The following is a 20,226-nucleotide window of genomic DNA, read 5'->3' on the forward strand; positions in this document are numbered from 1 at the left end:
GGCGCGTCCGCGGCACACCTCGCAACCCGATGCAACGTGACGCACGGGACCGCAACCTCGCGCGACGTACCTTCTTCGCATGAGCGGCGATGTGGCCGCACCGTCGAAGGAGACACACATGACCATCGTCGAAGAGACCGTGTCGACCGCCTACGCGGCACCCGGAACATCAGGCGCCATCGCCAACTATCGCCCCCGCTACGGCCACTACATCGGCGGCGAGTTCGTCGAACCGGTGAAGGGCCAGTACTTCGAGAACATCAGTCCGGTCAACGGCAAGCCGTTCACCGAGATCGCCCGCGGCACCGCCGAAGACATCGACCGCGCGGTCGACGTCGCCTGGAAGGCGTTCACGAGTTGGGGCAAGACCAGCCCGGCCGAGCGCGCGGTGGTGCTCAACAAGATCGCCGACCGCATGGAGCAGCATCTCCAGCAGATCGCCGTCGCCGAGACGTGGGAGAACGGCAAGCCCGTGCGCGAGACGCTCGCCGCTGACATCCCACTCGCGATCGACCACTTCCGCTACTTCGCCGGCGTGCTGCGCGCGCAGGAGGGCGGCATCAGCCAGCTCGACGAGAACACCGTCGCGTACCACTTCCACGAGCCGCTCGGTGTGGTCGGCCAGATCATCCCGTGGAACTTCCCGATCCTGATGGCCGTGTGGAAGCTGGCTCCGGCGCTCGCCGCCGGCAACTGCATCGTGATGAAGCCGGCCGAGCAGACACCGGCATCCATCCTCTTCCTGTTCGAGATCATCGGCGATCTGCTGCCGGCCGGCGTCGTCAATATCGTGAACGGCTTCGGCATCGAGGCAGGGGCCCCGCTCGCGCAGCACAAGCGCATCCGCAAGGTCGCTTTCACCGGCGAGACGACGACGGGCCGGCTGATCATGCAGTACGCCTCGCAGAACCTCATCCCGGTGACACTCGAGCTCGGTGGCAAGTCGCCCAACGTCTTCTTCGAAGATGTCGCCCGGTCGACGAACGACCCGTACTACGACAAGGCGCTCGAAGGCTTCACGATGTTCGCCCTCAACCAGGGCGAGGTCTGCACGTGCCCGTCGCGGGCACTGGTCCAGGCATCCATCTACGACGGCTTCCTCTCCGACGGACTCGAGCGCGTCGGCAAGATCATCCAGGGCAACCCGCTGGATCGGAACACGATGATCGGCGCGCAGGCCTCGAACGACCAGCTTGAGAAGATCCTCAGCTACATCGACATCGGCAAGCAGGGCGGCGCGCGGCTGCTCACCGGCGGAGAGCGCGTCGACTTGGGCGGTGACCTCAGCGAGGGCTACTACGTCGCTCCGACGGTGTTCGAGGGTACCAACGACATGCGCATCTTCCAGGAGGAGATCTTCGGACCCGTGCTGTCGGTGACGAGCTTCACCGACTTCGACGACGCGATCGGCATCGCCAACGACACGCTCTACGGTCTGGGCGCGGGTGTCTGGAGCCGCAGCGGTGACACGGCCTACCGTGCCGGCCGCGCGATCGAGGCGGGCCGGGTGTGGACCAACACCTACCACCAGTACCCGGCGCACGCCGCCTTCGGCGGGTACAAGCAGTCCGGCATCGGCCGCGAGAACCACCGCATGATGCTCGACCACTACCAGCAGACGAAGAACCTGCTCGTGTCGTACGCCGAGGGTCCGATGGGCTTCTTCTGATGTCCGATCAGCCATCGAGGGTCGCCGTGTCCGAGGACGCGGCGGCCCTGCTGCGGCAGCTGACCGCGCAGCACGGGCCGCTGATGTTCCACCAGTCGGGCGGATGCTGCGACGGCTCATCGCCGATGTGCTATCCGATCGGCATGTTCATCACCGGTGCCAGTGACGTGCGTCTCGGCGCACTCGAGGTCCCGGGGCTCGATCCGATCGAGGTGTACATGTCGGAGTCGCAGTTCGAGTACTGGAAGTACACCCACCTCACCATCGACGTCGTCGAGGGGCGCGGCGCCGGGTTCAGCGTCGAGGGCCCGACCGGCAATCGGTTCCTGATCAGGTCGCGGATGCTGGATGACGCCGAACTGGAGTATTTCGGACTCGCACCTCAGCCCTGAGTGCTCCCGATGAAGCGGTGCTGCTCACCCGGCATTCGATCAGTCGGACGGGTGCTGTGACGTTTCATCACCGACATCACCGACGATCTCGCGCAGCGCCGCAATATACGCATCGTATGCTGCCCGTCCATCCAATGTGAGCGAGTACCACGTGCCATGAAACCGCCACTGAGAAAGATGGTGCGATTCGTCGATGCCGTGGCAGCGGCGGGGACTGTCCGACCACACCAGGCGAGTACGGCGAGGACGACGCCGATGACGAGGATGCCGGGGATGATCATCTTGGCAAGACGCTCCGGCCACGACGCCAGCGCGAGTATGCGCAACGGCATTCCGACCTCAGACGGGGCCGTCCGTGATCGGCCCGAGGTCATCGACGGTTCGGGCGAATGCGCGGATGGGATCGCTTTCGGCATCGGTGCGCCAGACCAGTACGTAGGTGAGCGGACTCAGATCGGGCATCGGCAGCCAGCGGATGTGAGGCAGGGACCAGTAGTGCATCACGTGCGCTGGGAACGGATGGATGATCTCGCCGGTGCTGACGAGCTGCAGAAGCTCGTCGGCGTTTGTGACGGCCTCGACCCGCTTGATCGTCTTGCCACCGGGTGTGCGGAAGGGCAGGTAGCCGTTCTCCCAGGTCTCCGGCATGTTGGCCACCATGACATGAGCGAAATCCGCCAGCGCCTCGACGGGAACCGACGATCGGCTTGCCAGCTCGTGGGTGGCGGCCACCGCCAGCACATGGGTGTCGGTGAACAGTGTCGGTCCGATCGTCAGATCGGGTTCGTCCACCGGAAGCCACGTGACCAGCACGTCGATCTCGCCTCTTCGCAGACTCCCGAACGGGTCGGTGAACGAGGCGTAGCGCAGGCGCAGCTCGTAATGCGGATGGCGGGTGGTGAAGGCTTCCCAGTAGCCGTGCAGGGCGGGGACGTTGAAAGGCATCAGCCCGACGCGCAATTCGGCATCGAAGCCGCGGACTGCCAGCTTCGCCTGGTTCAGGCTGTCACGGAGAGCGCCGTAGACAGGGGTGAGATCGTCGCGCAGCCTGGCGCCCACGGGCGTCAGGCGAACGTCGCGGCGGTTGGAGCGATCGAACAGGCTGCCACCGATCTGTCGTTCGTACTCGGTGATGATCTGACTGACCCGCGCTTGCGATAGATGCAGCCGCTCCGCCGTGCGGCCGAAGTGCAGCTCATCGGCGAGGGTCAGGAAGACCTCGATGTCGCGAAGCTCCAAGGCGTCCCCATCTGGTTCTTCGTGTCTGGGATGGTCCTCACTGTACTCCGCGGTGTCATAAGCGTGACTGATCGATCTGGCCTGACATCTCCCGTTGATGAGTTTCCGTGCCTCTCGGAGGCTGGAACCGATCACCCACACGAACAAGGAGAAAGACATGAAAGCACACGTCAGCTCGATTCTGCTCGGCGTTCAGGACATGGACCGGGCCAAGCAGTTCTACACCGAGGGACTCGGCTGGAAGGTCCAGAGCGACTTCGGAATCTCGGTGTTCTTCGAATCGGACGGCGCCTCACCGGTCGGCTTCTACGGTCGCGACGGGCTCGCTGCGCAAGTGGGCACGAGTCCCGAGGGCAGTGGCTTCAGCGGCCTGGTGCTGACCTACGTCGTTCGCACCGAAACGCGCGTCGACGAGATCATGGCGGAGGCGCAGTCGGCCGGCGCGACGGTCCTCACGCCGGCCGGCCCGCTGCCGTGGGGTGGATACGGCGGCACTTTCGCCGACCCCGACGGCTACATCTGGAGCCTCGGCTACAGCGATCAGGCAGCCGACCAGCCGTACGCCGAGTAAGAGAAGGCTTCGTCCGAGGCGGCTGTGGCGCGCGTTGCAGCCGCCTCGGAGGAGCGCCCTGCCGGCACGCCACCGGGCTCGCACGACCCGTCGCAACATGATGCAACCCTGGCATCGCTAACTTAAACGCTTGACGCACTGTCGCCGATCCCCAGTCGGTCGGTGCGTCATGGTCTCGAGGCCGAAGACGACGACCCTGCTTTTTCGGGTCGTTCGGGGGATGAGACGGGAGTTGTCCCCCAGACAGCTCCCGTCTCTACCTCACGTCACCCTCTGAGCAGCGGGATCACGACGTTCTGGAAGATCACGAAGCCGACGATGAAGATGCCGATGATCACCAGGCCCGACTTGCTGCGCTTCAGCCGACGCCCCTCGGGGGCGACACCCGGCGGGGGCGCGAGCATGCCGGCCGGGGGAGCGAAGGGCAGAGCGGCCTGCGACAGGCTCAGCGACCCCGTTCCGGCGGGCTGCGCGATGGCATCCGACCTCGCCTGCCGAAGCCGATCGTCACGCCACCGCGACCACTGATCGAACTTGGTCATCAGCGCACCGACGGTGCTGAACAGCCACGCCCAGGTGTCGGGATCGACCGTCGACGCGGGCCGCTGCATGTACAGGAACATCCAGTCGTCGACGATCTCGACGTCGAGTTGCGCGGCGTTGTCGATGAACCGCGCCATGATGTCGGGCGTGAACAGGTAGAGTGCATCGGCCTCGTACCCCTCCGGGCAGTACAGCGTGAAGTACTGGTCGAAGTCGCCCTCCAGCGACAGACGCTGGTCGCGTTGGAAACTCGCCGGCAGGTTGCTGCCGAGACCATTGTTTCCGCGCGCGTCGAGCACGATGTTCGGCAGCGGCACGTCGAGTCGCACTGCGACGTATCCCCAGTTGTGGGTGGTGCGATTCTTGCCCGAGCCCGTCGTGTACTGGTAGTTGCCGAACTCCACGAAGCGCGGCCGCGATCCGCGCACGAGGGCGTGCGACTGCCGGCTCGAACCGTGCTGGAAGATCAGGCCGGGCAGCTGCGGAGCCGTGAGCTGGTCGATGTACTCCATGCCGTTCGCCATCGCGAAACGGGCGATGCGATAGCGCTGCACGCGCTTGCGCCGCCAGGTGACGATCGCGACGACGCTGATGATGACGAAGATCGCGACCACGAAGGCGGGCACGAGCAAGAGGAGCGGGCTCATCTCGCCCTGCGCCACGCCGGAACCGACGATCGTGATCATCGTCGAGCCGATGCCGATGAACATCGTCATCACGAACGCCACCACGACGATCGTGATCACCATCGAGACCGTCTGCGCCGTCGAACGCGGATGCCGGGTGCGCACCTCGCGCCAGAACTCCCGCACCGCCCGCGAGTCGACCGGGTCGGTCAGCGGGCGAGCGTCGAAGCTCGCGGTGGCCGACGGGGTGGTCACCGGTTGACCCCGTCAGCCTGCCAGCTCAGGTCGGCGTTCACCGGAATCGGTTCGGCCTCAAGTGTCGCGTCGGCGCAGATCGCCGTGATCAGCTCCGCCGAACCGGCGACGATCGTCGAGTCGAAGTCGATCTCGCTCACCATCACCCAGGCGTGGTCGTCGGGCCAGAGCATGTTCGGATGCTGCGCCGCGGGCGCGAAGCCGTGCGCCTCGGCCGGCCGGTCGCGCCAGGGCGCGTCCAGCACCCATGCCGGGTCGACGAACGCCGCCGGCGCCGCCGAGAACAGCACGTACGCGCGGTCGGGCAGATCGAGACGAGGGCCCTTGGAGACCTCGTCCGGCAGGATGCCCGGCTGCCAGGTCGGCTTGCGGAACGCGTCGTTGAAGGGATCGTGGATGCTGCGCGCCAGCATCTGCTGATGCGAGACGTACTGCAGGTCTGGGGCCGACGTCACGTCGGGATCGTCGGAGCCGAAGAACCCCCGTGACGGCCCGCTGCCGTAGAAGCCGAGCAGTCCGCCGTAGCCCTCCCAGACGGCGGCGATCCCGGCATCCGGTGTCGTGGTGTTCGCCGACAGGTGCGCGGCGATCCGGGCCAGCTGTGCGGGCTGGATCTCGCCCTCCATCGGCGCCGAGAACTCGCGACCGTCGGGGGCGATGCGCGTGTTCCAGTCGCCCTCCGGCGGCGTGCGCACGATGCGCTGCCACTGTGCGAGCGGATGCATGACGGTGCCGAACGCCGATGCGGCGTCGGCCCAGGTGGCCGGCCGGTCGACGTACTGCCCGATCAGCGCGTCGCGCTCGGCATCGGGCATCCGATCGTATTCCTCGGGCGTCGGCACGGCGCGCCCGGGCAGCGAGCGCACGGATGCCGGATGGAACACCCGCGCATACGCGGCGAAGCCGCGCGGCACGACGCAGTGCATCGTGTCGAAGCTGTCGTCGAGCAGAGGGCGCAGCCATTCACCGCGGGAGACGTCGGCGGTCCATTCCATGCGTTCCAACGTACCCGGGCAGGCCAGGCCGCGATATCTGTGACGGATATATAATTATGAACACGCATATATCCGGAGGAAGGCATGACGAAGACGCTCATCGACGTGGACGACGACCTGCTCGCTCGGGTGATGAAGCTGACGGGGGCGACGACCAAGAAGGCCGCGGTGAACGAGGCGCTGGCGCAGGCCGCGCGACGGGGGGAGGCTCTCGGGTACATCGACCTGCTGCGCGCGGGCGTCGCCATCGAGCTCGATGACGCGACGGTGATCGACGGCGCCCAGCGGTGAGGCTGATCCACCTCGTCGACAACTCGGTGCTGCAACGTGTGCACCGCTCGCCGGATGTCGCCCAGGCGCTGGTGGCGCTGCTCGAACACGGCGACCTCGGAGCGTGCCTGCCACAGCTGCTCGAAGAGGGGTGTTCAGCGCGCGGTGCAGACGAGCACGCCGCTCTGATGCGGGCGAGTCGGGTCGCGAAGGTCTTCCTGCCGCCCGACGAACGTGTCGCCGGGATCGCCGTCGACATGCAGGCCCGTCTGTTCGCGCAGGGGATCGGTCGTTCCGTGGGAGTCAGTGATCTGCAGATCGCCGCCACGGCTATCCGGCACACCAGCGTCGATCAGCGAGTGGTGGTCGTGCACTACGACGCCGATTTCGAGAACATCGCCCGCGTGTGGCCCGAGTTCTTGCACAGGTGGATCGTGCCGCGTGGGACTGTCGACTGAACGGTCGGGAGCACTCATGGCCCCCTGGACCGCGATCCTATATAATCGTTTATACAAGACTCGGCGAGAAGGAGGCGCCATGGCTGTCACATCCATCGACATCGATCCCATCGAACTGAAGCAGGCGAAGCAGCTCGCCGGCACGACCTCCAACCGTGAGACGGTCGACCTCGCACTGCGCACCCTGATCGCCGTGCGCCGTCAGCCGGCCGCCGTCGAGCGCATCATCGGGCGCCGGTTCACTCCCGATCAGATCGATGCGCCGACGATCGCACCTGCGGCGGACACTGCGCGCCCGTGACCACCTATCTGGTCGACAACAGCATCTGGCAGAAGGCCGGCACGAGCACGGCGATAGCGGAACGGCTCAGGGCTCTGTCGCCGAGTCACCTGATCATCACCTGCCCTCCCCAGGTGCTCGAGTACTGCCACTCTGCACGCGACCCTCAGGAGTATGCGCAGCTCCGCGAGGACATGGATCAACTGCTGCCAGCCTGGGAGCATCCCGATGAGCGGGCGGCGCTCGATATCCAGCAGGCTCTTTGGGACGCGGGGCTCATGCGTGCTGCGGCGGCATTCGGTTGCCTCATCGCCGCGTATGCCGTCGCCAACGACGCCGTGATCCTGAACTCCGACCACGATTTCGGGCACATCGAACGGGCGACAGACGGCCGGGTGCGCCAGGAGTACGTCGCGGCCTGACCGCCTAGTCTGACGTGATGGCATACACCCGCGCACAAGTGCGCCACCATGGGCGCCTCGGCGTCGAAGTCGGCGTCATTGTGGCGGCGGATCATCAAGGACCCGGCGCCGCCGGAGATGTGGGGGCAGTTGGACCGCCTCCGCGCACTGCTTGACGCGCACGGAGTCGATCACGATGTGCTCACGTCAGAAGACCCGGGCGAGATCGTCTACGAATCGCATCGTAAAGCGCTCGCCCCTCAGATTCGCGCTTCGCGGCAGTCAGGGTCACGGCACAAGACTGCCCCGCGACGCGGCCATAATCGAGAGGTGACTGCGACTCAGACTCTGCCCTCGCTCGACGGGCGCACCTTCAAGATGCTCTCCTCAACCACTTCGGCGGTGAACCCCGAGGCGCCGAGCACCTTCCGCTACTTCGAGCGCGACGGCGTGATCTGGGGCGACTACACCGGCGACACCGTCACGTTCGGGCGCTGCGTCGGCACGCGCGCCGGCGACGTGATCAACGTGTCGTTCGTGCATGTGCTGGTCGCCACTGGCGAGGTCGTCACCGGCACCGGCGTCAGCGAGATCGAGCAAGACGATGACGGGATGCTGCGTCTCGTCGAGCGCTACGAGATGCACGGCGCCCCGCAGCTCAGCATCTGCGCGGAGGTTCCTGCTGCCTGACGGCCACGGCTGCCGGACGGCCACGGCCGCCGGACGGCGCGCCGCCGGCATCCGACTTCGCGGGCATCCGACTCAGCGCGGCGGGAGCGTGTCGCGACCCGCCGTCGCCGGCGTCCACCGCGTCATGCCCAGCGGTACGTCCAGGCTGCGCTCGGGCAGATCGGTGGGCAGCACGTACGGGCGACGGATCACCTCGTCGAGCACGACGACGCTGACCACCGTGCGCACCTCGGGCAGCTGCGCGATCACGCCGGTCGAGAACTCGTGCACCCCGCTGACGTCGGTGGCGCGGATCAGCAGCATCGCATCGTGCTCGCCGGTGGTCACCGCGCAGTACTCGACGTCGGGCATCCCGGCCAGCTGCGCGCGGAACGACGCCCACGCCTGCGGATAGACGGTGACGAAGATCATCGCCCCGATCGACAATCCTGCCTTGGCGGGGTCGACCCGGGCGCTGAACCCGGTGATCACGCCGTCGGCCACGAGCGCCTCGATACGCGTGTACGCGTTGGCACGGGAGATGCCGACCTTCTCGGCCAGCGCGGCGATCGAGATTCGTCCGTTCTCGCGCAGAAGATCGAGGATTCGGTAGGACACCGGATCGAGTGCCGTGGCACTTCGTCCAGAATCCCGACCGGGTTCCGCGTCAGAGCTGGACATTCTGCATCCTAACCTCCATTGATTCGACAATCCTTGTCTGCATGACGCTTTGTCATTGGACAGATCGTCGCACATCATGGGAATGTGATCACGGTCGTCCATGTCGGACGTGTCCGGACTCCCGAATCCACCCCTGCCAATGGAGGTATTCCATGCTGTCGACGCTGCGTAAGTCGGCGATCGCCCTCGGAGCCGTCGCGCTCCTCGCCATCACCGGCTGCTCGGGAGGAAACTCTGCGAACAACAGCGGTGACGGCTCGAACGCCGCGGGCGGCTCGCTCGTGATCGACACGGCGTTCTCGGTCGAGACCGCCGACCCGGGTCACAGCTACGACCCGACCGGCAACATGCTCGCCAAGGCGATCTACGAGACCCTGGTCGACTTCAAGGGCTCCGACGTGTCGACGCCGATCCCCGGCCTCGCGTCGTGGGAGGCGAACGACGGCGCCACCGAGTTCACCTTCACGCTCGAGGAGGGTCGCGTCTTCTCCGACGGCTCGCCGATCGAGGCGAAGGACGTCGTCTTCTCGCTGCAGCGCATCCAGGGCATGGCCGACGCCAAGCCGAACTTCCTGCTCACCGGCGTGACGATCGAAGAGGTGGATGCCACCACGATCCGCTTCACCACCGAGACCCCGCTGCTGCAGCTGCCGGCGATCCTCGCCAATCCCGCGCTCGGCATCGTCAACTCGGACGTCGTCATCGAGAACGGCGGCACCACCGACGGCACCGACACGGCGCAGAAGTTCCTCGACGGCACCTCGGCCGGCTCCGGACCCTTCGTGCTCGACACCCTCGACCTCAGCTCGCAGATCGTGCTGACCGCCAACGAGGAGTACAACGGCGACGAGGAGCCCGCCTTCGACCGCGTGGTGATCCGCAACGTCAGCGAGAGCGCCACCCAGCTCGCCAACCTCAAGGGCGGCGACTCGATGGTCGCCATGGATCTCAACGGCGACCAGGTCGCCGGCCTCGGCGACGGCCTCACGGTCGACTCCGTGCCGTCCGGTCAGACGATCTTCCTGCTGCTGAACCAGTCCTCCGAGATCGCCGGCGACCTCGCCGACGTGAAGCTCGCCGAGGGCATCCGCTACGCACTCGACTACCCGGCCCTGCTCGAACTCGCCGGTGCGGGCTCGGTGCAGGCCACCGGCGTGATCCCGCCCGGATTCGAGGGCGCGCTGCCCGAGGGCGTCACGCAGGACCTCGACAGGGCCAAGGCCGCCTTCGCCGAGGCCGGCTACACCGGTCAGACCCTCAAGCTGCAGTTCCCCAACGACTACCCGGTCGGCGGCGTGGAGTTCACCCCGCTCGCCGAGCGCATCCAGGCCCAGCTGAAGGATGCCGGCGTGAACGTCGAGCTGGCACCGGCGCCGTTCGCCACCGAGCTCGACGCGTACGTCAACGGCACCGAGGGCTTCGGCCTCTGGTTCTGGGGACCCGACTACGCCGACTCGGCGAACTTCCTGCCCTTCGGCCCCGGCCTGAAGGTCGGCCTGCGCTCGGGCTGGGCCGCAGACGCGAACCCTGAGATCGCCGGCCTCGCGGCAGGCGCGGCCTCCGCGACCGACCCCGAGCAGCGCACCGCGGCGTTCACCGCGTTCGCCGAGGCCATGCAGGCGGAGGGGCCGTTCGTGCCGATGATCGTCCCCGGTCGCAACATCGCCACCTCCGACCAGGTCACCGGCGCCGTGTACAACTCCGTATGGGAGATGGACATCGCCGAGATCACTCCCGCCGACTGAGGTCTGCCCAGATGATGTCGACAGTGGCTGTGCGGACACAGGCACAGCGCAAGAAGTCGCCCCTCGCGGGATACCTGCTGCGTCGTGCCGGTACATCCGTGCTGCTGCTGATCGGCGTCACCATCGTGACGTTCCTGCTCACCAACCTGGTGCCCGGAGACCCCGTCTCCGCGGCACTGGGTGAGGGGGCGTCGCAGAACCCCGAGACCCGTGAGGCCTTCATAAAGGCCCACGGGCTCGACCAGCCCCTGTTCGTGCAGTACTTCATCTACATGGGCAACCTGCTGCGCGGAGACCTCGGCACCTCACTGGTCACCGGGCAGCCCGTCACCGCCGACCTGGCCACGGCCGTGCCGGCGACCATCGAGATCGCGATCTGCGCGATCATCCTCAGCCTCGCCGTCAGCCTCGTGCTCGGCACGCTCGCGGCGTACCGTCGCGGTCTGGTCACCGACCAGATCGTGCGCGTGGTCACGCTGATCGGCCTGAGCGTGCCGACGTTCTGGCTCGCGCTGGTCAGCTTCTACGTGTTCTTCCTCAACCTCGGCATCGCGCCGGGCTCGGGTCGCATCTCACCGTCGATCATCCCGCCGCCGCGGGTCACCGGGCTGTACACGATCGACTACCTGCTCAACGGCGACGGAGTGGGCTGGGCCGACGCGATGGCCCACCTGGCACTGCCGGTGATGGTTCTGTCGCTGGTGACCATCGGACTGCTCACCCGCTTCATCCGCACCTCGGTGCTCGAGGTGCTGGCCAGCGACTACGTGCGCGCCGCTCGCGCCAAGGGCCTGCCCGCGATGCGCGTGGTCGTCGACTACGTGCTGCGCGGTGCTGCCCTGCCCGTGCTGACGGTGGTCGGCGTCGCCTTCGGCGCCCTGCTGTCGGGCACCGTGCTCGTCGAGTCGGTGTTCGCCTGGCCGGGCCTGGGCACCTACGCGTACAACTCAGCCGCCAACCTCGACCTGCCCGGCATCATGGGCGTCGGTCTCGTGGTCGGCGTCATCTACCTCGTCATCAACTTCGTCGTCGACCTGCTCTACGGAGTGCTGGATCCGAGAGTGAGGATCGCATGAGCACCGCTCGCGAACCGCGCATGCCGATGCGGCTGAAGCTGCGCTGGCCCCGCGCCTGGCGCACCCCGCTGGGCATCATCGGCACCGTCATCGCCGTCGCCTGGATGCTGATCGCGTTCACCGCGCAGTGGTGGGTGCCATACCCGCCGAACGCACAGGTGCTGCCGCGCCTGCAGCCACCGGGCATCGAGACGCTGCTGGGCACCGACGGCAACGGGCGCGACATCTTCTCGCGCCTGATGACCGGCGCGACCGTCACGATCCCGCTGGCGCTGACCCTGGTCGTCGCGGCCCTGGTCATCGGCGCGGTCATCGGCGCGCTCGCGGGATACTTCGGCGGCTGGATCGATGAGACGCTGATGCGCATCACCGACCTGTTCATGGCGTTCCCCACCGTGATCCTCGCGATGGTCGTGGCCGCGTCGCTCGGGCCGTCGCTGTTCAACGCGGTGATCGCGGCCGTGGTGGTGTCATGGCCGCAGTACTCCCGCGTCACCCGCAGCATCGTCATGTCGCTGCGGGGACAGAACTACGTGATCGCCGGTCGTCTGCTCGGCCACTCGCCGGCGCGAACCCTGATCGTCGACATCCTGCCGAACATCGCAGGCCCCCTGCTGGTGCTCGCCACCCTCGACATCGGCGCCGCGATCCTGCTGCTGTCGGGCCTGTCGTTCCTCGGCCTGGGCGCCCAGCCGCCGATGGCGGAGTGGGGCTCGATGATCTCGTCGGCCATGCAGAACTTCGACGCCTGGTGGCTCGGAGTGTTCCCGGGGCTTGCGATCCTCACCGTGGTGCTCGCGTTCAACTTCCTCGGCGACGCCCTGCGCGACGTGCTCGACCCGACCGCCGAGGTCACGCACGAGAAGCAGAGCGAACTCGCCGCATCGAGCGGAGGCACCGCATGAGCATCCTCGACATCCGCGACCTCACCGTCGACATCGGACGACCGCTCGTGAAGGGCCTGTCGCTGCAGCTCGAGGCCGGGCGCATCCACGGGCTGGCCGGCGAGTCCGGCTCCGGCAAGACCCTGACGGCGATGGCCGTGCTCGGCCTGCTGCCGCGGCACGCCCGCACCGGCGGCTCGATCCGCCTGGGCGACACCGAGTTGCTCGGACTGCGCCGTCGCCAGCTGAACCGCATCCGCGGTCGTCGCATCGCGATGATCTTCCAGGATCCGTCGGCCTCGCTGCACCCGCAGCTGCCGGTCGGCCGCCAGCTCACCGACCACATGAAGGTGCATCTCGGTTTGAAGGGCGCCGCCGCCCGCTCGCGTGCCGTCGAGCTGCTCGAGCGGGTGCAGGTGCCGAACCCCGAGGCGGCGCTGCGCCGCTACCCGCACCAGTTCTCGGGCGGGCAGCGTCAGCGCATCGCGATCGCCTGCGCGCTGGCCTGCGACCCCGAGGTGCTGCTCGCCGATGAGCCGACCACGGCTCTGGACGTGACCGTGCAAGCGGGCATCCTCACCCTGCTGCGTGAGCTCGCCGATGAGCGGCGCCTGGCCGTGCTGCTGGTCACGCACGATCTGGGCGTGATGAGCGCGATCGCCGACGAGGTCGCCGTCATGAAGGACGGCCGGCTCGTCGAGCGCGCCGAGCGCGAGGAGCTGTTCCGCGACCCGCAGCACGACTACACCCGGCAGCTGCTGGCCGCGCTGCCCGGCTCGAGCATCGAAGGAGGCGATCAGGATGCCTGACGCGATCACCCCCGACAGTGCAGCCGCACCCGACAGCGGATCCGCGCCCGTGGTGCTCGACGCGCAGAACATCGTGGTGCGCTATCCCGGCAACCCGCCCGTCGTCGCCGTGAACGATGTGTCGATGCAGGTGCACGCCGGTGAGACCGTGGCGCTGGTCGGCGAGTCCGGCAGCGGAAAGTCCAGCCTGGCCCGTGCCGTGGTCGGCATCGAGAAGCTCGCCGGCGGCAGCGCCCGGTTCCTTGATGCCGACGTCACTCCGCTGAAGGTGCGTCGCCGCCCGCGCGCGCTCACCGGCATCCAGATGGTGTTCCAGGACCCGTCGACCTCGCTGAATCCGCGTCGGCGCATCGGCGACCAGATCGCCGACGGCATCGCGACCGCGAAGGCACGCGGCGCCGAGGGCTCACGCGTGGAGGAGTGGCTCGAGAAGGTCGGCCTGCCGACAGCATCCGTCTCGAAATTCCCGCACCAGTTCTCGGGCGGTCAGAAGCAGCGCATCGCGATCGCGCGGGCGCTCGCCGCCCGCCCGCAGCTGCTCGTCGCCGACGAGCCGATCTCGGCGCTGGACGCCTCGACGCAGACCAGCGTGGCCGCGCTCATGCGCGACCTCGTCAAGGAGGCGGGCGCGGGGATGCTGTTCATCTCGCACGACCTGGCCGTCGTGCGGCGCATCGCCGACCGCACGTTCGTGATGTTCTCCGGGCGGGTGCTCGAGTCGGGGCCGACCGAGGCGCTGTGGACCGACCCGCAGCATCCGTACACCCGTGCGTTGCTGGCCGCGATCCCCGAGCCGGACGGCGCGGGGCGGATCCCTGTGGCGCCGGATGCGGCCGAGCGCGCGATCTGGGCCGACGTGCCCGCCGTCGCCCGCTGACCGCCGCTGACACCACCGCGCTGCAGCCACCGCTCGTTCACCCGCGCGTCGCACGCACGTCACACGGGAGGCAGACGATGGGGCGGTGAGTGCTCCCTCGGTGACCGTGATCGTTCCAGCGAAGGACGCCGGCGCGCTCATCGGCACGACGCTCGAGACGCTCGCCCGGCAGTACGCCGACCCGTCGGCGCTCAAGCTGGTCGCCATCGACGACGGATCCGCCGACGACACCGGCGACGTGATGCGCCGCTACGCCGAGCGCCTCCCGCACGCGGTGGTGATCCGCAATGATGTGCCGCGTGGCCTCGCCACGGCCCGCAATCAGGGGCTCGCGCATGTGGAGGGCGACGCGTTCTGCTTCATCGACGGCGATGACTGGATGCAGGAGGGCAGGCTGCCGGTGCTCGAAAGAGAGCTGCACCGGCTCGGCTGCGACTTCGTGCGCACCGACCACGTGACCGTGAACGGCGCGGTGCGCCGGCTCGTGCGCGCCCCGTTCACGAGCCGCGGCGTCGCGACAGATCCCCGCGTGGCGGTGCTGCCCGTCGATGACCGCAGCATGGTCGACTACCCGTACGCCTGGGCGGGGCTGCTGCACCGGCGAACGCTCGACGACGGTCTCGCCGGGTTCAGCGACGGGCTGTTCACAGCCGAGGACCGGCCGTGGATCTGGCGCCTTCACCTGAACGCCGCCTCGTTCGCGGTGGTCGACGCGCCGCACCTGCTGTACCGGCGCGGTCGGCCCGATTCGCTGTCGAAGACGCTGGATCGCCGGCAGCTGCACTTCACTCGTGCGATGGGCGAGATGCTCGACGTCGTCGAGGCGGATCGCGACGCCGAGCGGATGCTGCCGAAGGCCGTCTCGACGGTGCTCGCGCTCAGCTCGCACCATCTGGTGCGCGCACGGCGGATGCCGGTCACCGTTCGTGCCGAGCTGCGCCGCGGCATCCGGATGCTGCTTGCCCGCCTTCCGCACGACCACGCCGAGACGGCGATCGCACGGCTCGACGGGCCGCGTCGGCGCGTGCTGGCCCGGCTGCTGCGGGCGGTGCGATGAGCGGCATCCAGCTCTTCGCCCTGCACAGCCCCTACGGTCTGATGACCGCCGTCGCAGCGCTGGATGCCGGGCTGCTCGGCGATGCCGCCGAGCGCGTGCTGGTGCCGATGAACACGGCGGCGGTGCCCGAGACGGCGATCGACCTCGCGACGGCGCCCGCGTACACGACGCTGCGGGGGCGCTTCGACCGGATCGAGCCGCTGAACGCGCTGATCGACCCCCTGCATCCGACCGACTGGCACCCGGATGAGCAGGATCTGCCGTTGCTCGGGCGACTGCTGCGGCGCGCGTGGGGGCTGGGTGACGGCGAGGTCGAGCTGTTCGTGCAGTCGCCGCAGGTGGCGCCGGCGCGCACCCTGATGGCGCTGTTCGATCGGGCGCGGCTGGGCGTCATCGGCGACGGGCTCATGACGTACTCGCCGATCCGCGCCCGCTTGCCGCGTCAGATCACCGAGCGCGTGGCGCGGGTGGTCTACCCCGACGTGGTCGCCGGCGTCGAGCCGCTGGTGTTCGCCGAGACCGACGCTCTGCGCGTGCCGGTGCCGGCCCCGGCGTTCGGCGCCGTGCTGCGCGAGGCGGGGGAGTGCGCACCGGATGACGCGCTCGACGCCCTGGTCGACGGCGGTTCCCGCACCGCGCTCGTGATCGGTCAGTATCTTGCCGCGCTGGGACTCGTCTCGGCCGCCGAGGAGAGGGCGATGCAGATGGCGATGATCGACCGCGTCGCGGGCGCCGGTGCGGAGCGGATCGTCTTCAAGCCGCATCCGGCCGCGCCGCCCTCGGGCATTGCGACGCTCGCTGAGCGCGCGGCGGATCGCGGAATGGCGTTCGCCACGTTCACGGGACCGCAGCCGGCCGAGTACGCCGCCCTGAGGCTGGGGGCGACCGACGTCGCAGCGGCCTTCTCGTCGGCGCTGCCGACCATGAGGGCACTGCACGATGCCCGCATCCACGCCGTCGGCGCCGAGACGATGCTGGCGCGGCTGACGCCGTACGAGAACAGCAACCGCATGCCGGTGACGATCGTCGACGCCATGACGCGCGGGATCGGGGAGGGGCGGATGCAGCAACTCGTCGATACCGTCGGCTACGCCATGCAGCCCGAGATCGTCGCGCACCTGCGGCCGCGGGCGGTGCAGTTCCTCGCATCGTCGTCGGATGCCGAGCGCGAGCGCTACGTGCCCGCCGGGCGACTGCGCGCCCTCGGCCTTCCCGGTGCCCCCGCTCCCACGGTGCTGCAGCGGCTGTCGCCCCGGGGTGGGGTGGGCAGGCTCGAGGAGCTGCGGCTGACGGCCGCCGGCGCGCGGCGCCGCGCGGGGCGCGTGTGGAAGGTGGCGCGGGGACGCTGACGGGTCGCCGCGTCATCCGCCCGCGCGCCAGCTCTCAGCATCCGCGCCATCGATAGGTGTGGCGGATGCAGGAACGTGTGGCGGATGCCGGCGGCGCACGCCCTCGCGCCCGGCGCACGCCCCCGTCGTCGGGGCTTCGCCCGTTCGTCACCACCGCGCCCACCCCGATTCACCTCGCCCCCGTAGACCGGAGGCAAGGGTCGGTGCAGTGTCGTGGCGCCGGCGGAACGGAGGGTCCGATGACGACCAGCAGCACAGGCCGCGAGACGTTCCCCGGCAGCAGGTCGCCGCGATTGCGGGTCGTGGCGATCGGCGACGCCGACTCGTTCGTGAAGTGGGCCGCGCATCTCGTCGATCAGGTCGATGACATCAGCCAGCACCTGCTGCTCGTGCAGACGCCGCTCGCCGTCAGCGATGCGCAGCGTGACGCCGCGATCACCGGCACGCGCTTCGCGCAGCATCCGCGCTCCGTCACCCGCATCCGCTTCGCCGATGTCGCCGCCTGGCTGGCAGGGGACGCCCCGGATGTTGTCGTGCTCGCCGGTAGGGCGCCGTTCGTGCGCCTGATGGGGCGTGAGATCGACCGGCTGCGACGCCGGCCGGTCGTGGTCAGCGGGCTGCCGGGCATGTCGATTCCCGCCCTGCGTGGTGCGCTCGAGTACCGCCGGCACTGCGATCTGATGGTGGTGCACTCGCGCCGTGAGGTCGCCGCGTTCTCGCGCCTCGGACGCGCCCTTGACATCGACGTGCCGATCGCACTGGCGACGCTGCCGTTCGCCCGCCCGTCCGGCGACCGGTCTCGCGGCACCGATCTCGTGTTCGCCGCCCAGGCGCTGGTGCCCGCCGAGCCGCAGGAGCGTCGACGCATCGCTGAGATCCTGCGGCTCGCCGCCGTCGCCGATCCCGCACGACGCGTCGTGGTCAAGCTGCGGTCGCGACCCGACGAGACCGAGGCGCACCAGGAGCGTGTCGGCTACGCCGAACTGCTCGAGAACGCGCCTGAGAACCTGGTCTTCTCGTACGCGCCGATGGTCGAGGCGCTGGCCACTGCCGAAGGGGTGGTGACGGTCAGCTCCACCGCCGCGATCGAGGCGATGGCCGCCGGCGTGCCCGTGATCGCCCTCGACGACCTCGGCGTGCGGCCCGCGCTGCTCAACCACGTCTTCACCGGCAGCGGTCTGCTCGGCGGTGCCGACGATGTGGTCGCGCGGCGATTCCGGCATCCCGACGCCGCCTGGGCGGCGACCAACTACTTCCACGACCCGCGCACGTCGACCTGGTGGGACCAGACCCGCGGCCTGGTGGCCCAGCGCCGCCGCGGCACGCTCGCGGCGCGTGTGGTGCCGGCTGAGCGGGGCGGCACCCTGCACGCCGCCTGGCACCGGCGCCACGTGCTCGGCGCGCACGACCGGTCCGCGCTCGGGCGACTCGCGGACGTGGTCGTCACGCCGGTCATCGCCGCGCTCACGTCGCTGCGTCGGCGCCGCACGGCGCCGGGATCGGATGCCGTCGACGACGACGTCACGCTGGCCCCGAGCCCTCTCGTCGAGCCGGTGAGACGGCGTCCAGCAGCATCGGCCCGGATCCGGTAGACTGTCGTGGTTGTCTGCCCGCTGGCATCCATTCGGGATTCCTCGGGCGGCGACGTGCAACACACCCTCCTGCTTCCGGGAAAGTCCCGGGAGCCGTTCTAGTCCGAAGGAGGTGGGTAAGTGACGCACCAGTACGAGCTCATGGTCATTCTGACCCCTGAGCTGGACGAGCGCCAGGTTGCCCCCAACCTCGACAAGTTCCTGAAGGTCATCACTAACGATGGTGGCTCGATCGACAAGGTCGACATCTGGGGCAAGCGCCGTTTCGCCTACGAGATCAACAAGAAGAACGAGGGCATCTACGCCGTCGTCAACTTCACCGCGACGAGCGAGGCCACGCAGGAGCTCGACCGTCAGCTGAAGCTGAGCGAGCTCGTGTTCCGCACCAAGGTCCTCCGTGCCGAAGAGGCGCAGGCGATGGTCGCGGCCGAGGCCAAGCGCGCGGCTGAGAAGGCCGCCCGCAAGCCCAAGACGGCAGCCAAGGCCTAAGTCCCATGGCCGGCGAAACCGTCATCACCGTGGTGGGCAACCTCACCGCAGATCCCGAGCTGCGCTACACGCAGAACGGTCTGCAGGTGGCGAACTTCACCATCGCCTCGACGCCGCGTACGTTCGACCGCCAGGCAGGCGAGTGGAAGGACGGCGAAGCGCTGTTCCTCCGCGCATCGGTCTGGCGCGACTTCGCCGAGCACGTGGCGGGCTCGCTGACGAAGGGCATGCGTGTCGTCGCGCAGGGCCGCCTGCGTCAGCGCTCCTACCAGGACCGCGAAGGCAACAACCGCACGGCGATCGAGCTGGAGGTTGACGAGATCGGTCCGTCGCTGCGATACGCGACGGCACAGGTCACGCGGGCCGCATCCTCGGGTGGCGGCGGCGGGCAGTCCCGTCCGCAGCAGCAGCAGGTCTCGGAAGAGCCGTGGTCGACGCCCGGCTCATCGAGCGCCGACGCCTGGAGCACTCCGGGCAGCTTCGGCGACGACACCCCGTTCTAATCTCCGGGTCCCCGAGCCTGTAGAAGGGCACGGGCATCCGATCACATCTCTAAGGAAACTCATGGCTGGAAAGTCGAGCGGCGACCGCCGCAAGCCGCGGAAGGGTGGCAAGCCCACCGCTCCCGCGAAGTCGATCCGCGTGGGCGTCATTGACTACAAGGACGTCGCAACGCTTCGCAAGTTCATCTCGGAGCGCGGCAAGATCCGCGCCCGTCGTATCACCGGTGTCTCGGTGCAGGAGCAGCGTCTGATCGCGAAGGCGATCAAGAACGCACGCGAGATGGCGCTCCTGCCTTACGCCGGCGCTGGCCGCTAAGGGGTACCGACAATGGCAAAGCTGATTCTCACGAACGAGGTCGCCGGGCTCGGAAGCGCCGGTGACGTCATCGAGGTCAAGAACGGGTACGCCCGCAACTACCTCATCCCGCAGGGCTACGCCGTGGCGTGGACCCGTGGTGGCGCCAAGCAGGTCGAGTCGATCCAGGCGGCCCGCAAGGCTCGCGCGATCCACGACCTCGACGAGGCGAAGGCACTCAAGGACAAGCTCGAGGGCACCAAGGTGCGCCTGGCCGTCAAGGCCGGTGGCGAGGGTCGCCTGTTCGGCTCGGTCAAGACCTCCGACGTGGCCGACGCCGTCGCCGCCGAGGGCCTCGGCTCGATCGACAAGCGCAAGGTGCACTTCACCGCTCCGATCAAGTCGATCGGCGAGCACGAGGCGAGCATCCGTCTGCACGACGACGTCACCGCCGTGATCACCCTGCAGGTCATCGCCGCGAAGTAAGCGATAACTGCACGA

The 20,226-nt window shown here is 68.4% G+C and carries 25 protein-coding genes; 20 read left to right on the plus strand and 5 right to left on the minus strand.

Annotated elements, in window-relative coordinates:
* Window positions 1-118 precede the first annotated feature (118 nt).
* Both exaC and WDU99_RS15250 read left to right on the plus strand, forming a co-directional pair.
* A complete protein-coding gene (exaC, locus tag WDU99_RS15245; RefSeq protein WP_337333315.1) occupies window positions 119-1,669 on the plus strand; it encodes an acetaldehyde dehydrogenase ExaC in 1,551 nt (516 codons plus the stop codon).
* A complete protein-coding gene (locus WDU99_RS15250) occupies window positions 1,669-2,061 on the plus strand; it encodes a DUF779 domain-containing protein (protein ID WP_337333316.1) in 393 nt (130 codons plus the stop codon). The genes exaC and WDU99_RS15250 overlap by 1 nt, the downstream gene beginning before the upstream one ends.
* Here the strand turns inward: WDU99_RS15250 and WDU99_RS15255 are convergent.
* Both WDU99_RS15255 and WDU99_RS15260 read right to left on the minus strand, forming a co-directional pair.
* On the minus strand, window positions 2,052-2,393 hold the full coding sequence (locus tag WDU99_RS15255) for a hypothetical protein (RefSeq protein WP_337333317.1): 342 nt from the start codon (window positions 2,391-2,393) through the stop codon (window positions 2,052-2,054). The two genes, WDU99_RS15250 and WDU99_RS15255, sit on opposite strands and share 10 nt — an antisense overlap.
* A 7-nt stretch (window positions 2,394-2,400) precedes the next feature.
* Window positions 2,401-3,441 (minus strand): LysR family transcriptional regulator, encoded by a 1,041-nt coding sequence (locus WDU99_RS15260; protein ID WP_337333344.1) that lies wholly within the window; start codon window positions 3,439-3,441, stop codon window positions 2,401-2,403.
* Window positions 3,442-3,457: 16 nt separating this feature from the next.
* Between WDU99_RS15260 and WDU99_RS15265 the strand changes: the two genes are divergently transcribed.
* A complete protein-coding gene (locus tag WDU99_RS15265) occupies window positions 3,458-3,871 on the plus strand; it encodes a VOC family protein (protein ID WP_337333318.1) in 414 nt (137 codons plus the stop codon).
* Window positions 3,872-4,137: 266 nt separating this feature from the next.
* Here WDU99_RS15265 and WDU99_RS15270 read toward each other — a convergent pair whose 3' ends face one another.
* Window positions 4,138-5,295 (minus strand): hypothetical protein, encoded by a 1,158-nt coding sequence (locus WDU99_RS15270; RefSeq protein WP_337333319.1) that lies wholly within the window; start codon window positions 5,293-5,295, stop codon window positions 4,138-4,140.
* Complete coding sequence (locus WDU99_RS15275; protein ID WP_337333320.1) at window positions 5,292-6,290, minus strand: hypothetical protein; 999 nt, start codon at window positions 6,288-6,290, stop codon at window positions 5,292-5,294. The genes WDU99_RS15270 and WDU99_RS15275 overlap by 4 nt, the downstream gene beginning before the upstream one ends.
* An 84-nt stretch (window positions 6,291-6,374) precedes the next feature.
* On the opposite strand from WDU99_RS15275, the gene WDU99_RS15280 reads away from it, so the two are divergent.
* The 5 genes from WDU99_RS15280 (at window position 6,375) to WDU99_RS15300 (ending at window position 8,389) form a co-directional block, all read left to right on the plus strand.
* Window positions 6,375-6,581: a type II toxin-antitoxin system VapB family antitoxin gene (locus tag WDU99_RS15280; protein WP_337333321.1), complete on the plus strand. Its 207-nt coding sequence runs from the start codon at window positions 6,375-6,377 to the stop codon at window positions 6,579-6,581.
* A complete protein-coding gene (locus tag WDU99_RS15285) occupies window positions 6,578-7,018 on the plus strand; it encodes a PIN domain-containing protein (RefSeq protein ID WP_337333322.1) in 441 nt (146 codons plus the stop codon). Before WDU99_RS15280 ends, WDU99_RS15285 begins: the two co-directional genes overlap by 4 nt.
* Before the next feature lie 79 nt (window positions 7,019-7,097).
* Window positions 7,098-7,319, plus strand: coding sequence for a type II toxin-antitoxin system VapB family antitoxin (locus tag WDU99_RS15290; protein ID WP_337333323.1), 222 nt, complete (start codon window positions 7,098-7,100; stop codon window positions 7,317-7,319).
* Window positions 7,316-7,720, plus strand: a complete 405-nt coding sequence (locus WDU99_RS15295) for a PIN domain-containing protein (protein WP_337333324.1) — start codon at window positions 7,316-7,318, stop codon at window positions 7,718-7,720. The genes WDU99_RS15290 and WDU99_RS15295 overlap by 4 nt, the downstream gene beginning before the upstream one ends.
* Window positions 7,721-8,029: 309 nt before the next feature.
* Entirely contained in the window at window positions 8,030-8,389 is a 360-nt protein-coding gene (locus WDU99_RS15300) for an avidin-fold protein (RefSeq protein ID WP_337333325.1), read from the plus strand.
* Between the two features lie 72 nt (window positions 8,390-8,461).
* Here the strand turns inward: WDU99_RS15300 and WDU99_RS15305 are convergent, their stop codons facing one another.
* Window positions 8,462-9,049, minus strand: a complete 588-nt coding sequence (locus tag WDU99_RS15305; protein WP_337333326.1) for an Lrp/AsnC family transcriptional regulator — start codon at window positions 9,047-9,049, stop codon at window positions 8,462-8,464.
* Window positions 9,050-9,201: 152 nt separating this feature from the next.
* Between WDU99_RS15305 and WDU99_RS15310 the strand changes: the two genes are divergently transcribed.
* From WDU99_RS15310 to rplI, 12 genes are all read left to right on the plus strand, one after another.
* Entirely contained in the window at window positions 9,202-10,794 is a 1,593-nt protein-coding gene (locus WDU99_RS15310; protein ID WP_337333327.1) for an ABC transporter substrate-binding protein, read from the plus strand.
* A 14-nt stretch (window positions 10,795-10,808) separates the two neighbouring features.
* Window positions 10,809-11,870 carry an ABC transporter permease gene (locus WDU99_RS15315; RefSeq protein ID WP_337333345.1) on the plus strand — a complete coding sequence of 354 codons (1,062 nt, stop codon included), beginning with the start codon at window positions 10,809-10,811 and terminating at the stop codon, window positions 11,868-11,870.
* Window positions 11,867-12,775 (plus strand): ABC transporter permease, encoded by a 909-nt coding sequence (locus WDU99_RS15320; protein ID WP_337333328.1) that lies wholly within the window; start codon window positions 11,867-11,869, stop codon window positions 12,773-12,775. The genes WDU99_RS15315 and WDU99_RS15320 overlap by 4 nt, the downstream gene beginning before the upstream one ends.
* Window positions 12,772-13,563: an ABC transporter ATP-binding protein gene (locus tag WDU99_RS15325; RefSeq protein WP_337333329.1), complete on the plus strand. Its 792-nt coding sequence runs from the start codon at window positions 12,772-12,774 to the stop codon at window positions 13,561-13,563. The genes WDU99_RS15320 and WDU99_RS15325 overlap by 4 nt, the downstream gene beginning before the upstream one ends.
* The gene (locus tag WDU99_RS15330; protein ID WP_337333330.1) at window positions 13,556-14,440 is read left to right on the plus strand and encodes an ABC transporter ATP-binding protein; all 885 of its coding nucleotides are present in this window, start codon (window positions 13,556-13,558) and stop codon (window positions 14,438-14,440) included. Before WDU99_RS15325 ends, WDU99_RS15330 begins: the two co-directional genes overlap by 8 nt.
* 85 nt (window positions 14,441-14,525) lie before the next feature.
* The gene (locus tag WDU99_RS15335) at window positions 14,526-15,497 is read left to right on the plus strand and encodes a glycosyltransferase family 2 protein (RefSeq protein WP_337333331.1); all 972 of its coding nucleotides are present in this window, start codon (window positions 14,526-14,528) and stop codon (window positions 15,495-15,497) included.
* Window positions 15,494-16,846 carry a polysialyltransferase family glycosyltransferase gene (locus tag WDU99_RS15340; protein WP_337333332.1) on the plus strand — a complete coding sequence of 451 codons (1,353 nt, stop codon included), beginning with the start codon at window positions 15,494-15,496 and terminating at the stop codon, window positions 16,844-16,846. Before WDU99_RS15335 ends, WDU99_RS15340 begins: the two co-directional genes overlap by 4 nt.
* A gap of 239 nt (window positions 16,847-17,085) precedes the next feature.
* On the plus strand, window positions 17,086-18,438 hold the full coding sequence (locus tag WDU99_RS15345; protein ID WP_337333333.1) for a DUF6716 putative glycosyltransferase: 1,353 nt from the start codon (window positions 17,086-17,088) through the stop codon (window positions 18,436-18,438).
* Window positions 18,439-18,558: 120 nt separating this feature from the next.
* Window positions 18,559-18,927: a 30S ribosomal protein S6 gene (rpsF, locus tag WDU99_RS15350; protein ID WP_337333334.1), complete on the plus strand. Its 369-nt coding sequence runs from the start codon at window positions 18,559-18,561 to the stop codon at window positions 18,925-18,927.
* Window positions 18,928-18,932: 5 nt separating this feature from the next.
* Window positions 18,933-19,430 (plus strand): single-stranded DNA-binding protein, encoded by a 498-nt coding sequence (locus WDU99_RS15355; RefSeq protein ID WP_337333335.1) that lies wholly within the window; start codon window positions 18,933-18,935, stop codon window positions 19,428-19,430.
* Between the two features lie 61 nt (window positions 19,431-19,491).
* Complete coding sequence (gene rpsR, locus WDU99_RS15360) at window positions 19,492-19,746, plus strand: 30S ribosomal protein S18 (RefSeq protein ID WP_071641238.1); 255 nt, start codon at window positions 19,492-19,494, stop codon at window positions 19,744-19,746.
* 12 nt (window positions 19,747-19,758) lie between these two features.
* Window positions 19,759-20,211, plus strand: a complete 453-nt coding sequence (rplI, locus tag WDU99_RS15365) for a 50S ribosomal protein L9 (RefSeq protein ID WP_337333336.1) — start codon at window positions 19,759-19,761, stop codon at window positions 20,209-20,211.
* The last annotated feature ends 15 nt before the right edge of the window (window positions 20,212-20,226 follow it).

Origin of the sequence: Microbacterium bandirmense, assembly GCF_037204185.1 — a bacterium.
Classification (GTDB): Bacteria; Actinomycetota; Actinomycetes; order Actinomycetales; family Microbacteriaceae; genus Microbacterium; species Microbacterium bandirmense.

Bases quoted from the DNA above. Each gene is read 5' to 3' on its own strand.
- WDU99_RS15340 (WP_337333332.1), top strand. From the start codon at position 15,494: ATGAGCGGCATCCAGCTCTTCGCCCTGCACAGCCCCTACGGTCTGATG.
- WDU99_RS15330 (WP_337333330.1), top strand. From the start codon at position 13,556: ATGCCTGACGCGATCACCCCCGACAGTGCAGCCGCACCCGACAGCGGA.
- WDU99_RS15325 (WP_337333329.1), top strand. From the start codon at position 12,772: ATGAGCATCCTCGACATCCGCGACCTCACCGTCGACATCGGACGACCG.
- WDU99_RS15355 (WP_337333335.1), top strand. From the start codon at position 18,933: ATGGCCGGCGAAACCGTCATCACCGTGGTGGGCAACCTCACCGCAGAT.
- WDU99_RS15345 (WP_337333333.1), top strand. From the start codon at position 17,086: ATGACGACCAGCAGCACAGGCCGCGAGACGTTCCCCGGCAGCAGGTCG.
- WDU99_RS15275 (WP_337333320.1), bottom strand. From the start codon at position 6,290: ATGGAATGGACCGCCGACGTCTCCCGCGGTGAATGGCTGCGCCCTCTG.
- exaC (WP_337333315.1), top strand. From the start codon at position 119: ATGACCATCGTCGAAGAGACCGTGTCGACCGCCTACGCGGCACCCGGA.
- rpsR (WP_071641238.1), top strand. From the start codon at position 19,492: ATGGCTGGAAAGTCGAGCGGCGACCGCCGCAAGCCGCGGAAGGGTGGC.
- WDU99_RS15255 (WP_337333317.1), bottom strand. From the start codon at position 2,393: ATGCCGTTGCGCATACTCGCGCTGGCGTCGTGGCCGGAGCGTCTTGCC.
- WDU99_RS15320 (WP_337333328.1), top strand. From the start codon at position 11,867: ATGAGCACCGCTCGCGAACCGCGCATGCCGATGCGGCTGAAGCTGCGC.
- WDU99_RS15265 (WP_337333318.1), top strand. From the start codon at position 3,458: ATGAAAGCACACGTCAGCTCGATTCTGCTCGGCGTTCAGGACATGGAC.
- WDU99_RS15250 (WP_337333316.1), top strand. From the start codon at position 1,669: ATGTCCGATCAGCCATCGAGGGTCGCCGTGTCCGAGGACGCGGCGGCC.
- WDU99_RS15280 (WP_337333321.1), top strand. From the start codon at position 6,375: ATGACGAAGACGCTCATCGACGTGGACGACGACCTGCTCGCTCGGGTG.
- WDU99_RS15315 (WP_337333345.1), top strand. From the start codon at position 10,809: ATGTCGACAGTGGCTGTGCGGACACAGGCACAGCGCAAGAAGTCGCCC.
- rplI (WP_337333336.1), top strand. From the start codon at position 19,759: ATGGCAAAGCTGATTCTCACGAACGAGGTCGCCGGGCTCGGAAGCGCC.
- WDU99_RS15310 (WP_337333327.1), top strand. From the start codon at position 9,202: ATGCTGTCGACGCTGCGTAAGTCGGCGATCGCCCTCGGAGCCGTCGCG.
- WDU99_RS15305 (WP_337333326.1), bottom strand. From the start codon at position 9,049: ATGTCCAGCTCTGACGCGGAACCCGGTCGGGATTCTGGACGAAGTGCC.
- WDU99_RS15290 (WP_337333323.1), top strand. From the start codon at position 7,098: ATGGCTGTCACATCCATCGACATCGATCCCATCGAACTGAAGCAGGCG.